At 74.5% G+C, this 12,083-nt stretch carries 13 protein-coding genes; 5 read left to right on the top strand and 8 right to left on the bottom strand.

The genetic code is table 11. The features are described 5' to 3' along the window. Window positions 1-6: 6 nt before the first annotated feature. From ACZ7MF_RS20535 to ACZ7MF_RS20520, 4 genes are all read right to left on the bottom strand, one after another. Window positions 7-1,782 (bottom strand): glycoside hydrolase family 15 protein, encoded by a 1,776-nt coding sequence (locus tag ACZ7MF_RS20535; protein ID WP_471478255.1) that lies wholly within the window; start codon window positions 1,780-1,782, stop codon window positions 7-9. A gap of 10 nt (window positions 1,783-1,792) precedes the next feature. Then, a complete protein-coding gene (locus tag ACZ7MF_RS20530; protein ID WP_471478252.1) occupies window positions 1,793-2,635 on the bottom strand; it encodes a polysaccharide deacetylase family protein in 843 nt (280 codons plus the stop codon). Window positions 2,636-2,716: 81 nt separating this feature from the next. Next, on the bottom strand, window positions 2,717-3,625 hold the full coding sequence (locus ACZ7MF_RS20525; RefSeq protein WP_471478249.1) for a DMT family transporter: 909 nt from the start codon (window positions 3,623-3,625) through the stop codon (window positions 2,717-2,719). Between the two features lie 16 nt (window positions 3,626-3,641). Beyond that, complete coding sequence (locus tag ACZ7MF_RS20520; protein WP_471478245.1) at window positions 3,642-4,496, bottom strand: SDR family NAD(P)-dependent oxidoreductase; 855 nt, start codon at window positions 4,494-4,496, stop codon at window positions 3,642-3,644. A 184-nt stretch (window positions 4,497-4,680) separates the two neighbouring features. On the opposite strand from ACZ7MF_RS20520, the gene ACZ7MF_RS20515 reads away from it, so the two are divergent. From ACZ7MF_RS20515 to ACZ7MF_RS20505, 3 genes are all read left to right on the top strand, one after another. Then, complete coding sequence (locus ACZ7MF_RS20515; RefSeq protein WP_471478896.1) at window positions 4,681-5,835, top strand: MGDG synthase family glycosyltransferase; 1,155 nt, start codon at window positions 4,681-4,683, stop codon at window positions 5,833-5,835. A gap of 99 nt (window positions 5,836-5,934) precedes the next feature. Then, window positions 5,935-6,321, top strand: a complete 387-nt coding sequence (locus ACZ7MF_RS20510; protein ID WP_471478241.1) for a DUF2267 domain-containing protein — start codon at window positions 5,935-5,937, stop codon at window positions 6,319-6,321. A 42-nt stretch (window positions 6,322-6,363) separates the two neighbouring features. Continuing rightward, a complete protein-coding gene (locus tag ACZ7MF_RS20505; RefSeq protein ID WP_471478238.1) occupies window positions 6,364-6,855 on the top strand; it encodes a DUF1360 domain-containing protein in 492 nt (163 codons plus the stop codon). Between the two features lie 81 nt (window positions 6,856-6,936). Here the strand turns inward: ACZ7MF_RS20505 and ACZ7MF_RS20500 are convergent, their stop codons facing one another. Next, entirely contained in the window at window positions 6,937-7,335 is a 399-nt protein-coding gene (locus ACZ7MF_RS20500) for a DUF5997 family protein (RefSeq protein ID WP_471478235.1), read from the bottom strand. Between the two features lie 58 nt (window positions 7,336-7,393). Between ACZ7MF_RS20500 and ACZ7MF_RS20495 the strand changes: the two genes are divergently transcribed. Next, complete coding sequence (locus ACZ7MF_RS20495) at window positions 7,394-8,167, top strand: LysR substrate-binding domain-containing protein (protein ID WP_471478231.1); 774 nt, start codon at window positions 7,394-7,396, stop codon at window positions 8,165-8,167. A gap of 33 nt (window positions 8,168-8,200) precedes the next feature. Here the strand turns inward: ACZ7MF_RS20495 and ACZ7MF_RS20490 are convergent, their stop codons facing one another. The 3 genes from ACZ7MF_RS20490 to ACZ7MF_RS20480 all read right to left on the bottom strand — a co-directional run bounded on the left by ACZ7MF_RS20490 (window position 8,201) and on the right by ACZ7MF_RS20480 (window position 10,233). Beyond that, a complete protein-coding gene (locus tag ACZ7MF_RS20490) occupies window positions 8,201-8,941 on the bottom strand; it encodes a DUF4142 domain-containing protein (RefSeq protein ID WP_471478228.1) in 741 nt (246 codons plus the stop codon). 63 nt (window positions 8,942-9,004) lie between these two features. Continuing rightward, a complete protein-coding gene (locus ACZ7MF_RS20485; RefSeq protein ID WP_471478894.1) occupies window positions 9,005-9,718 on the bottom strand; it encodes an HAD family hydrolase in 714 nt (237 codons plus the stop codon). Window positions 9,719-9,756: 38 nt separating this feature from the next. Further along, a complete protein-coding gene (locus ACZ7MF_RS20480) occupies window positions 9,757-10,233 on the bottom strand; it encodes an Lrp/AsnC family transcriptional regulator (RefSeq protein ID WP_003977712.1) in 477 nt (158 codons plus the stop codon). A 218-nt stretch (window positions 10,234-10,451) separates the two neighbouring features. Between ACZ7MF_RS20480 and ACZ7MF_RS20475 the strand changes: the two genes are divergently transcribed. Continuing rightward, window positions 10,452-11,942 carry an FUSC family protein gene (locus tag ACZ7MF_RS20475; protein WP_471478223.1) on the top strand — a complete coding sequence of 497 codons (1,491 nt, stop codon included), beginning with the start codon at window positions 10,452-10,454 and terminating at the stop codon, window positions 11,940-11,942. Window positions 11,943-12,083: the final 141 nt, after the last annotated feature.

Here is a 12,083-nt window from a genome sequence, read left to right as displayed (position 1 = left end):
GAAGGCTCAGGGCAGCGCCGACTCGCCGGACAGGCGGACCGCACACTCCAGCAACATGGCGTGCACGAAGGCCTGCGGGAGGTTGCCGCGGAGCTGGCGCTGGCGCACGTCGTACTCCTCGGCGAACAGCCCGGGCGGTCCGCAGGCCGCCCGGGTGCGCTCGAACCAGCGGAACGCGTCCACCCGGTCGCCGACCCGGTGCGTGGCCAGCGCCATGGCGAAGCCGCACAGCAGGAAGGCGCCCTCGGCCTCGCCCAGCGGCATCCCGGGGTGTTCGAAGCGGTACAGGTACCCGTCCTCGGACAGGCGGGATTCGACGTACGCGCGGGTGGCCGCGTCGCCGTCGTCCCCGAAGGCGCAGCCGCGGGCCATCGGCACCAGCAGCGCGGCCTCGGGCCCGTCGTCGTCCTCGGCCCGCCGCCAGCGGCCGTCCGCGTGCAGGCACCGGCGCCGGGTCTCCCGCAGCACCGTGTCGGCGAGGTCGGCGCACCGGCCCCCCTCGGACCCGGGCAGCACCTCGGCCATCCGCCGCAGACCGCACACCACGCTCAGCCGGGAGTGGGTCCACCACCGGTCCTCCAGCTCCCACAGACCCGCCTCCGGCTTCAACCACTGCCGCTCGACGACGTCCACGGCGACGGCGGCGGCCCGTTCCGCCTCGTCGGTCAGGCGGTCGTGCGCGGCCGCCGCCGCGAACAACTGCAACGCCTCGCCGAAGGTGTCCAGCTGGAACTGGGCGCCCGCGTCGTTGCCGACGTGGTCGTTGCCGCCGGGATAGCCGGGCAGCCGCAGGGAACGCTCCTTCCCGACCGGCCGCCCGTCGACCGTGTAGGCGGGGCGCACCCGGTCGCCGTCCGCGAGGATGCGCTCGGCGACGAAGCGCACGGCGTCGTCGACCAGGGGGTGCGGCCCGTGCGCGGCGACCGCGAGAGCGGCGTAGCACTGGTCGCGCAGCCACGCGTAGCGGTAGTCGTAGTTGCGCCCGCTGTTGGCCCGTTCCGGCAGGGACGTGGTCGCGGCGGCGACCATCCCGCCGGAGACGCTGGTCAGCCCGCGCAGTACGGCGTACGCGTGCCGGGCGTCGCGGGGTGCGACCAGCCGGGAGCAGTCCGGCACGGACCGCCGCCACTCCTGTTCCGTGGCCCGCCACAGCGCGTCGGCGTCGAGCGGTTCGGTCTCCCGCGCCGTGGACAGTTCGAGGACGAGGTCGTGGCTCTCGCCCTCCCGCAGCCGGAATGCGCCGCACAGCCCCGCCCCGTCCCGCCACACCGCGTCCGGGGCCCCGGCGAGCCGCATCCGCAGCCCCTGCGCCCCGGCCGTCCACATCCCGTGCTCCCGCCGGGGGTCGCGCATCCGGGCCTGCCCGAAGCCGGGCCGCGGGTCCAGGTCCAGGTTGAAGCGTGCCTCGCCCCGCTCCACCCGCATGCGGCGCAGCAGCACGAGCCGGTCCGTGCGGGCCGGCAGGGCCAGCGCCTCGCGGCACTCGATCACACAGTCGGCGGTCACCCACCGGCTGATCCGGATCAGCGTGCCCTCCTCGTAGGAGCCGCCCCAGACGTGCCAGGGGTCCGCCGGCTCCACCGTGAAATGCCCGTCCCCGCCGATCAGCGCGGAGAACACCGCGTCGTCGTGCCACCGCGGGGCGCACAGCCACACGATCCGGCCCCGGGGATCCAGGACCGCACCTCGTTCGCCGTCGGCGAGCACGGCGTACTCGCGCAGCGCCCAGGGCGGGCAGGACGTGTCAGGTGCCGCCGTGCGCCGATCGTCGCTGTCCTTCATGACGCTACGGCTATCCCGGCGCCGCTGACCGAAACGGCGCTACCGTCCCTGCGGTCCCTGCCGCGCCCGCCGGCACCGCTGCCCCCGCCGTCGCTGCCGTCCCCGGCGTCCCCATGGCCCCACCTGTGCCGTGCTCGCCCAGTGGGCCCACCGCCAGCCCCGCCTCGCGGCAGTCGCGCACGATGTCCGGCAGCGCGCCGAGCGTGGCCCGCCAGCTGCCCGGGGCGGAGGCGTGGTCGGTGTCGTGGAGGAGGACCGTGCCACCCCCGCGCACGTCGGCCGCGACGGTCGCGCGTACCGAGGCGGGCGTGGCGTCGTGCCGCCAGTCCTTGCCCCACGCCGTCCACAGCACGGGCCGCAGCCCGGCCCGCCGGGCGGCCGCCCAGCGACCGGAGGTGAGGATCCCGTAGGGCGGCCGGTACCAGCGCGGCGCACTTCCGGACACCTCGTGCACCACCCGGACGGCACGCACCAACTCGCGCGTTTCCCGCGCCGGCGACGGCCACCAGGGACGGTCGTGCGTCCAGCCGTGGACGGCGAGTTCATGTCCGCGCCGGACCAGCTCACGGGTCAGCGCGGGGTGGCGTACGGCGTTCTCGCCCAGGACGAAGAACGTGGCCCGTACCCCGAGTCCGTCCAGCGCGTCGAGGAACCGCGGCGTGGACGCCGGATCCGGGCCGTCGTCGAAGGTGAGCGCGACGTGGCCGGGGCTGCCCCGGCCGGCCAGGCCCGGGAACCGTCGGCGGCGCAGTTCCGGCAGCCAGGTCGCGGCCGGACCGATGTGGGCCAGCGCGGCGGCGACGACCGGAGCGACGGCGTACACCGCCCGTCCGGTGGGAAACCCGTGCCGCATCCGTGGTGCCTTTGGTCTGTTCACTGCGTTCCGTCCTGGTGCGTTCGAGGTCCTCGTGCATTCCGTTCCCGTTCGTTCCGCTCACCGCTTCAGCGCCCGCGCGGGACCGTCCCGAGCCGCCGGGGCCGTGTCCCAGGCGCCGTGCACCGACGGTGCCCGGGCCAGTCCGACGCTGCCGAGGCCGATCAGCGCCACGCCGATCAGCTCGGGCAGCACCCGCACCCCGAGCAGGATCTCCTCGCCGAACAGGGCCCAGCCCAGGGCGACGCTGGTCAGCGCGTCGCCGAGGGTCAGCGCGGGCTGCGAGGCCGCGAGGGTCCCCGCCCGCAGGGCGCTCTGCAGCAGCAGGAAGCTGGCCACGCCCAGGACGGCCGTGGCGTACGGCGGCCACTGGGTCAGCACCTCGCCCACCCCCTGGGAGAGCCGCCCGGTCAGTTCCTTGAGCAGCGCCGCCGTACCGCCGAACCCCACCGCGGACGCCGATCCGAACAGCGCCGCGCGGGGCGCGCCGTGCACCAGACTGCCGACCGAGGCGAGGACCGCCATCAGGACGCACAGCGCCAGCCCCGCCCAGACCCACCGGCCCGCGGTGGCGGTGTCGTGACCGGGCGCCGGGGCGGCCGAGCCCAGGAACAGTGCGAGCCCCACGGCCAGCGCGACGAACGCCAGCCACGTCCGCGAGTCCGGACGCCGGTGGAAGACCGCACTGCCGACCACGAGGGTGAACAGCAGTTCGGTGGCCATCAGTGGCTGGACGACGGCCAGACTGCCCACCGCCAGGGCGGCCGCCTGCAGCACCGTCGTCAGCGCGAGCAGCGCCGCCCCGCCGACCCAGTACCGGTCGCGCACCAGCCGCAGCAGTGAACGCAGCATCGTGTGCCGGGCCCCCGCCCGGTCCTCGTCCTGCGCCGCGGCCCTGCGCTGCAGTACCGACGCCGCCGCGTTGGACAGCGCCGCGAACAGGGCGAGGACGACGGTGAGGACACTCACCGCGGCGTGCTCCCGGTCATCCGAACCGTGCGGCCAGCCGTCGGTACAGTCCCGGGGCCGCGCCCCGCACCCGGCAGGGCAGGCGCAGCCACGAGGGCACGTACACCTCGTCCCGGCCCCGCAGCACCGCGGTCCGCACCGCGTCGGCCACGCGCTCGGGAGGCACCGGGCGCGGCCTGGACCGCCGGTAGGGGGCGCCCCGGCGCTCGAAGAACGGGGTGTCGACGACGCCGGGCACCACATGGGTGACCCCGACGCCCGTGCCCCGCAACTCGTAGCGCAGCGAGTCCGCGAAGGCGCCGATCGCGGCCTTGGCGGCGGAGTACACGGCCTCGTCGCGCACCGCGACGCTGCCCGCCAGCGAGCCGATGAGCACCACCCGCCCCGACCCCGCCGCCACCATCCCCGGCAGCATCAGCCGCACCAGCCGCAACGTGGCCAGCACGTTGATGTCGAACACCTCGTCGATGGTGTGCGGGGGCATGTCCAGGAACTCGCCGGCCCAGCCGACCCCGGCTCCCGCCACCAGCAGATCCACCGGACCCGCCGTGGCCAGCGTGAAGTCGGTGAGCTGCCGGCCGGCGCCCGGGAGGGTGAGGTCCGCGGCGAACGCGGTGGCCGACGTGTCGTCGGCGACCTGGCGCAGCCGCACCGGGTCACGGCCGGTGAGCACCAGCCGCCAGCCGTCCTCGTCACTCAGCCGGCGGGCCACGGCCGCCCCGATGCCGGAGGACGCCCCCGTCACGAGCGCCGTACGGGTCCGCGGGTCCCGGAGCCCGACGGGCTGCCGCCGGGGCCTCGCGTGGTCCGCGTCGGGTGCGACGACCTGCGGTCCGGGGACGGACCGGGGACGGGAGAACGCATGGACCATGGGGACCACCTTGGCTCGGGGCGGGCACCGGGAAGCGGCCGACCTGGCGGTCGGGCTCCGGCGTCCGGCCGGACGGGCGGTCACGGAGTATCCCTCAGAGGGCGCCCGAAACGCCCGCTTGTGCGATGGTTTGGAACCCGCGGCACCGGCAACTTGGTCCGTCGTGCATCCTCGCAGCTCATCAGTGCCCCGGCGCCCCGGCACCCCGCGCGGTCCGCACGGCGGCAGACGTCTGCTGGTGATCAGCGCGAGCATGGGCGCGGGCCACGACACGGTCGCCGCCGAGCTGGTCCGACGGGCCCGCGAACGCGGCGACACCGCCCAGACCGTCGACGTCCTCGCCCTGCTGCCGTACGGCCTGGGCACGGTGCTCAGATGCTTCTACCGGGGGTCCGTACGGCACTTTCCGTGGGCGTACGCCGCCCTGTACCGCCTCTTCCTGCGGCCCGGCGCGGGGCGCCGGCCGAGCGGGACGCCCCTGGCCCGGCTCGCCGGAGACCGGTTGCGCGAGCTGGCCGCACGCACCGGCGCGGACGTGGTCGTGCCCGTCTTCCACCTGGGCGCCCAGCTCACCGGCCACCTCCGGAGCCGCGGACTGCTGCCCGTGCCCAGTGTCGTCCTCGTGATCGACTTCGAGCTCCACCGGCAGTGGCTGCATCCCGGCAACGACCACTGCCTGTGTCTCACCGAGGAAGCGGCGCGCGAGGTGCGGGGGAGCACCGGCACTGCGGCCGGCACGTGCGGTCCCGTCGTGGCGCCCGAGTTCTCCGCCGGCCACGCCCCGGGGGCGGCCCAGTGGCGGGAGACGTTCGACCGGCTCGGCCCCGGGCGGCCCGCCGTGGTGCTGTCCGCCGGTGCCTGGGGCGTCGGCTCGCACCTGGACGCCACCGTCCGGCTCCTGGCGGACCACGGCTATCTGCCGGTCGTGCTCTGCGGCGACAACCAGCGGCTGCGCCGCACGCTGTCCGGCACGCCCGGCGTCCTCGCCCTGGGCTGGGTGACGGACATGCCGGGTCTGCTGCACGCCGCCCGCGCCCTGATCGACAACGCGGCCGGCCAGACCGCCGTACAGGCGCTCGCGGCCGGACTGCCGGTCGTGGGCCATCGCCCGATACCCGGACACGGCGCGGACGGCGTCCGGCGGATGGCCGCGCTGGGCGTCTCCGAGGTCGCCGAGGACCGGACCGCGCTGCTCGAAGCCTTGGCGCGGCTCACCGCACCGGGCCGGGACCGGCGGCGGCGGATCGCCGCCGGACGCGCCCTGTTCACCGACGACGCGGACGCCCTGACCCTCGTGACAGACCTTGCCGACGCCGCACGTGCGGGCGCACGGCGGTGAGGGAGCCAGGCGAGCACGGAGGGGGGAGCGCCCGCCCGTTTCCCGGGACGCACACAGGGCACCCGCCCGGGGCGCGAACCGGCACAAGGAGGCGACGCCGTGCGGCTCGACGACTTCCTCACCAGGGTCCGCGACCGCGGTGAGTTCCACGGCGACGACGAGGCCGAGCAGGTCGCCACGGCCGTCCTGTGGGTGGTCGCGTCCCGCATCCCGCCGGGTGAGGCCGCCGACCTGGCCCGCGACCTGCCCGCGCCCCTGGACGACGCGCTGCGCCTGGAACGCGGGCGCCCCGAGACCTTCGGGCGCGAGGAGTTCCTCCGGCGGGTGGCCCAGCAGACCGGCGCCCGGCCGCGCACCGCCGAGTGGGACGCGGGCGCCGTGCTGTCCACCCTCGCCGAGGCCGTGCCCCGCGAACGCGCCGACCGACTGCTGGCCCTCCTGCCCGCCGACTGCGCCGACCTCTTCGGCGGCCCGGCACCCCACTGAGAGCGGCCCCGGAGACAGGCCAACGACACCGAGGAGACACCCATGACGGACGTTGAGCAGCGCTACGCCGACGGGGAGGAGACACCCCTCCTCGGATACGCCGCGCTCGCGACGACCTTCGCGGCCGGTGCCGGCGCGTTCACGGTGACGGCGTGGCGCCGTGGGGTCCGACTGCCCGACTCCGTCCCCGTCTGGGACGTGGTCCTGCTGGGAACGGCGACGTTCAAGGCCTCCCGGCTGCTGACCAAGGACAAGGTCACCAGCTTTCTGCGGGCCCCGTTCACCCGCCGCGAACGGGAGGGCAACGCCAACGAGGTGATGGACGCCGGGCGCGGAACCGGACTGCGCCGTGCCGTCGGGGACCTGATCTCCTGCCCGTTCTGCACCTCCGCCTGGGTCGCCGGCGGGCTCGTGGGCACGTACGCCGTCGCGCCCAGGGCGGGGCGGCTGGTGTGCGCGGGCCTGAGCGCGGTCGTGGTGTCGGACTGGCTGCAGTACGCGTGGAGCCTGACGGCGCAGAAGGCCGAGGAGTGAGCCGGGGAAGGAGCCGAGGAAGGAGCTGAGGAACGAGCTGAGGAATGAACGGATGGAGGCCTGCTGCCGGGCCGCGCCCGGTCAGTCGCGCTCGGCGCGCTCCGCCTGCTCGGCGTGCAGCTTCTTCACCCGGGCCGCCTCCTTGCGCACGTCGGCCTGGACCGCCTGCTCCCGCTCCAGCCACTCCGGGCGCTCCTGCTTCAGCGCGTCGATCTGCTCCGTGGTGAGCGGCTCGGCGACCCCGCCCCGGTGCAGGCCCGCGATGGAGACGCCCAGCTTCGCCGCCACCACCGGCCGCGGGTGCGGACCGTCGCGCCGCAGCTCGCGCAGCCACGCGGGCGGGTCGGTCTGGAGCGCGTTCAGCTCGGCACGCGTGACGACGCCCTCCCGGAACTCGGTGGGTGTGGCCTCGAGGTACACACCCAGCTTCTTCGCCGCGGTCGCGGGCTTCATGGTCTGGGTGTTCTGGTGCGACGTCATGCGCCCAAGGGTATCGATCGTGTGAGTGGCTCCCGACCACGCCCGGTAACCTGGCCGGGTGACAGGCTCGGAAACTCCCCCTTCGTTCCGGCTCGCGTACGTCCCGGGAGTGACGCCCGACAAATGGGTGCGCATCTGGAACGAGCGGCTGCCGGACGTCCCCCTCGCCCTGACCCAGGTCCCCGCCGCCGGAGCGGCAGGCGTGCTGCTGGGCGGCGACGCCGACGCCGGGCTCGTACGCCTGCCCGTCGACCGTACGGCGCTCAGCGCCATCCCCCTCTACACCGAGACCACGGTCGTGCTGGTCCCCAAGGACCATCTCGTCACCGCGGCCGACGAGGTGACCGTCGGGGACCTCGCCGACGAGATCGTGCTGCACCCCCTGGACGACGTCCTCGACTGGGAGCCGCTGCCCGGCAGGCCCGCCCTCGAGCGCCCGGCCACCACCGCGGACGCCGTCGAACTGGTGGCGGCCGGGATCGGGGTGCTGCTGGTGCCGCTGTCGCTGGCCCGCCTGCACCACCGCAAGGACCTCACTTACCGCACGGTCACGGACGCCCCGGAGTCGAGGGTGGCCCTGTCCTGGCCCGAGGACGCCCACACGGACCGCGTCGAGGACTTCATCGGCATCGTCCGGGGCCGGACCGTCAACAGCACGCGGGGCCGACAGCCCGAACCGGCGCGCTCCAAGGGCGGTAAGCAGCCGGCCGGTAAGCAGCCGGCCGGTAAGCAGACCGGAGGCGCCCGGCGCGGCACCGGCGGCAGCAAGCGGGGCGCGAGCGGGGGCAAGGGCAGGAGCGGCGGCCGCGGCGGCAAACCGCGCCGGCACTGAACCCGCCGGACTCCGACTCCCCGCCCCGATGCGTCAGCGGACCGTCGGACTGGGCGTCGGCGCGGAGGTGTTGACCTCGAGCCCGGGCGGCGAGGTGAGCGAGAGCACCGGCTCGCCGGGCTGCGGGGCCGGCGGCGTGAGCTGCGCCTTGGGCAGGTTCGGTGGTGCGGTCTGCTGGAAGTTGACCTGGTCGAAGTTGACCAGCCCGGTCCTCTCCAGCACGGTGATGTGGTCGAGGACGGTGTCGTTGGCCTGGTCGGCGAGCTGGCGCACCAGGGAGTTCTTGGTGTTGGCCCGGATGTTGGCGATGGCCGGGAAGATCTGGCCGTGCGTGATCCGCATGATGTTGACCGCGGTGGTGTCGAACTGCTTGCCCGTCGTCCCGTTCACGGTCGAGACGAACTGCTGCTGCTGCGGTGAGGCCAGATTGGGCAGGGTGATGCCCAGCTCCGGTGCGATCCTGCGGCAGGTGGCGTCCAGCCGGGAGTGGCCGACGACCAGGTGCTCACCGGCCTCCCTCATCTCCGGTGTCGTCCCCCGCTCCATGGCCATCAGCCCCAGCGGGTGCTCCCACAGCCCCGCGGCACGCACCTTCACCACGAAGTCCCGGTCCTGCTCGGTGAGCGGCCCGTACCGCGTGTTGGTGACGACCCGGGCCTGGTCACTGCCCGCGTTCTGTACCCCGAGCATGGCCGGGTAGGCGAGTGCGCTGAGGGTGAGGACCAGGGCACCGGCCACGAAGGCGGTCCCTGCCGTGGTGCGCGTGATGCGCATCGTGCCTCCTGGGGCGAAGACAGGCTCGGACACCAGGAGATACGGATACGAGAGGCGGTCTGATCACCGTTTCGAGCACTTGCTCATATTGTTTCCGCCGGTCCGCAGCCAGTCGTGCGCCGCCCGCGCGGTGAACTCCTCCTGGCCACCGCGCACCAGCAGTTCCGCGGTGGCGAAGTCCGGTGCGTCGGCCTGTCCCGCGACGTACGGGATCGCGATGCAGCGCATCCCGGCCGCGTGCGCGGCGGCGGCACCGGGAGCGGCATCCTCCAGCACCACGCAGCGGGCCGGTTCCGCGCCCAGCCGGCGGGCGGCCTCCAGGAAGACGTCGGGGGCGGGCTTGCCCCGCGCCACCTCGTCGGCCGAGACGACCGTGCGCAGGTGTGCGTCCAGGCCGGTGCGCGCCAGGATCGTCGCGATGGCCTCGGGCGACGAACCCGACGCCACCGCCATCGGTACTCCCTCGCCCGCCAGCAGCTCGACGAACTTCCGCATCTCGGGATACGCGCGGGCCGAGGTGCGGGCGAGCCCGAGGTAGTGCCGGTTCTTGACGGCGAGCAGTTCCTCGACCGTGGCCCGCAACCCGTACCGTTGCTTCCAGTCGGCGACCGTCTCCTGGGTGCTGATACCCACGTACGCCTCGTGGTCGGCCCAGGTGAAGTCGGGGACGCCGTACTCGGCGAGAGTGCGCCGGCCCGCTTCGTAGTAGTTCGGCTCGCTGTCCACGAGCGTTCCGTCGAGATCGAAGATGACCGAGATGCCGCCCAGCGGGCGCATGGTGCGCATGGTGCTCATGGCGTCCAGGATGCCAAGGATCACCTGCGGGCCGAGCGTCCGATCGACTCCACCAGGGGCAGCAACCGGTGCGGCACGCGCTCGCGCAAAGCCACCTCGCTGCGGGTGCGGACCACGCCGGGCAGGCTGATCAGCTTCTGCACCACGTCTTCCAGGTGCGCGTTGTCGCGGGCCACGACGCGGGTCAGCAGGTCCCCGCCACCCGTGATGGAGAAGGCCTCGACGATCTCCGGCACGGCCGCCAGCGCCTCGCCCACCTCGTCCAGATGGCCCTGGGTGACCTCGATGTGCACGAACGCGAGCACCGGGTGGCCCAGGGCGGCGGGGGAGAGGGACGGCGCGGTACCGGTGATCACGCCGTCCCGCTCCAGGCGGTCGAGGCGGGCCTGGAGCGTGCCGCGGGCGATCCCGAGCAGACGGGCGTACTCGCGCACGCTGGTGCGCGGCTGCTCCAGCAGCAGCCGCAGGATGCGGGTGTCGAGTTCGTCGACGGCCATCGCGGGTCCGGCCCCCTCCAGTCGGCCATTGGCTCTCCGGTGGCCGCAGGCATGCCGTGATCACAGTACCAATGGCCCACTCTGGAGGCAGCCTGTTGAGCCACTGGCGGCCGGGATGCTCCTATAGACGTGTCGATGGCGCTGCGGACCCCGCGGCGCCTTTTGCATGCGGCGACTTCCGGGCCAGTGGGCGTGAGCGAGCGAGGGGGCGGTAATCAGTGCTGAAGAAGGTGTTCGTGAGCCCGGACCCGGGACGGTCCCGACTGCGGTTCGCCGCCCGGGCCGTCCTCGGCATCGGGCTGGCCGTCGTGGTGTGCGGATTGGCCGGTATCTCTCTGATCGGAGCGATCATCGGCGGCCTCGCCGCCCTGCTCGCGCTCTTCACCGTCACCGACGCCACCGTGCGCGGCCAGGCCGTCACCACCGCGCTGCTGCCGGTCGCCGGGCTGCCCGTGCTCACCGCCGCCGCCGCGTTGCACGACCTCCCCGTGGCCCGGGACCTCACCTTCCTCGCCGTCGTCGGCGCGGGCGTGTACGCGCGCCGCTGGGGCCCGCGCGGGCACAGCCTCGGCGTCTTCGCCTTCATGACCTTCTTCATCGCCCAGTTCCTGCACGCGACCACGGACCGGCTGCCCGAGATGTTCGCCGCCGTCCTGCTGTCCGTGGCCACCGCCGCGACGGTGCGGTTCGGACTGTGGTGCTACGAGCGCCGCCGGCCCGCCCCCGCCGTCCCCGCGCCGCCCGCCGGCACCGGACTGGCCCGCATCACCACCCGGCAGGCCGTGCAGGCGACCGCGGGCGCTGGTTTCGCCCTGGTCGTGGGCCAGCTGGTGTCCGGGGACCGCTGGTACTGGGCCGTCGGCGCCACCTGGTGGGTGTTCGTCAACACCACCTCGCGCGGCGAGACGCTGGTGCGCGGCTTCCGCCGGGTCCTCGGCACGGTCGTCGGCATCGGCCTGGGCTTCCTGATCGCCGTGCCGGTGGCCGGGGCACCGGTGCCCACCGCCGTACTCGCCGCCGCCTGCGTCTTCGGCATCTTCTACACCGCCGCGGTCTCCTACACCTGGATGATGCTCTGCGTGACCCTGCTCGCCGAGCTGCTCTACGGCCTCCTGGGCGTCCTCAGTCCCGGCCTGCTCGCGCTGCGGTTCGCGGAGACCGGCGTCGGCGCGCTCGGTGCCGCGCTCGCCGTGCTCTTCGTCCTGCCGGTCACCACGCACGCCGTCACCGACGTCTGGATCCAGCGCGCCCTGCGCTGTGTGCACGCCTGCACCGCGGAGGCCGCGGCCCGACTCGCCGGGACCGAGGGCGCAGACCCCGCGCCGCGCGTGGCGGAGCTGGAGCAGCTGCTGGGCCGGGTACGGCTGTCGGTCGCCCCGCTCGTGCACCCGCTGAGCCCGATGCACGGCCGCAGGAGGCGGGCCCGCCGGGTCCTGGACCTGCTCGACGACTGCGCCCGGGAGATCCGCGGCCTGGTCGCCGTGGCCGCCGACCCCGAAGCCTCGCACGACGCCCGGCTGGCCGCCGCCTGCTGGCGTGTCGAGGCCGCGGTCGAGGCACTCACCGGCGGGGGTGCCGTCCCCGCCCACGCCGGCGGGGAGCGCGCCGCCGAACCCGCGTTGGCGCACCTCCACGACCTGGAACAGGCCCTCGCCGAACTCGCCGCGCCCCTGCGCGCCCCCTCCGGTTCGCGCCTGGCCGGCGCCTGACCGTCCCGCCCGTCGCCCCTCCGACACCCATTTGGTCTAGACCGCGCATGATCGACTGCTACCGTCGCTCCCGGGCGGACGATCAGGTCGGGCGACCGTGGTCGGGCGACCGGGTCGGAACTCGACGCGACGCAGGGCGAA

Source organism: Streptomyces sp. NPDC111628, assembly GCF_055635195.1.
The sequence above is the reverse complement of the archived record's forward strand: the minus strand, read 5'-3'. Positions and strand labels throughout refer to the sequence as shown.

Coding starts and splice junctions, on each gene's coding strand:
- ACZ7MF_RS20485 (WP_471478894.1), bottom strand. CDS start 9,718: ATGCGCCCGCTGGGCGGCATCTCGGTCATCTTCGATCTCGACGGAACG.
- ACZ7MF_RS20500 (WP_471478235.1), bottom strand. CDS start 7,335: ATGACGTCGCACCAGAACACCCAGACCATGAAGCCCGCGACCGCGGCG.
- ACZ7MF_RS20490 (WP_471478228.1), bottom strand. CDS start 8,941: ATGCGCATCACGCGCACCACGGCAGGGACCGCCTTCGTGGCCGGTGCC.
- ACZ7MF_RS20530 (WP_471478252.1), bottom strand. CDS start 2,635: ATGCGGCACGGGTTTCCCACCGGACGGGCGGTGTACGCCGTCGCTCCG.
- ACZ7MF_RS20480 (WP_003977712.1), bottom strand. CDS start 10,233: ATGGCCGTCGACGAACTCGACACCCGCATCCTGCGGCTGCTGCTGGAG.
- ACZ7MF_RS20535 (WP_471478255.1), bottom strand. CDS start 1,782: ATGAAGGACAGCGACGATCGGCGCACGGCGGCACCTGACACGTCCTGC.
- ACZ7MF_RS20505 (WP_471478238.1), top strand. CDS start 6,364: ATGACGGACGTTGAGCAGCGCTACGCCGACGGGGAGGAGACACCCCTC.
- ACZ7MF_RS20520 (WP_471478245.1), bottom strand. CDS start 4,496: ATGGTCCATGCGTTCTCCCGTCCCCGGTCCGTCCCCGGACCGCAGGTC.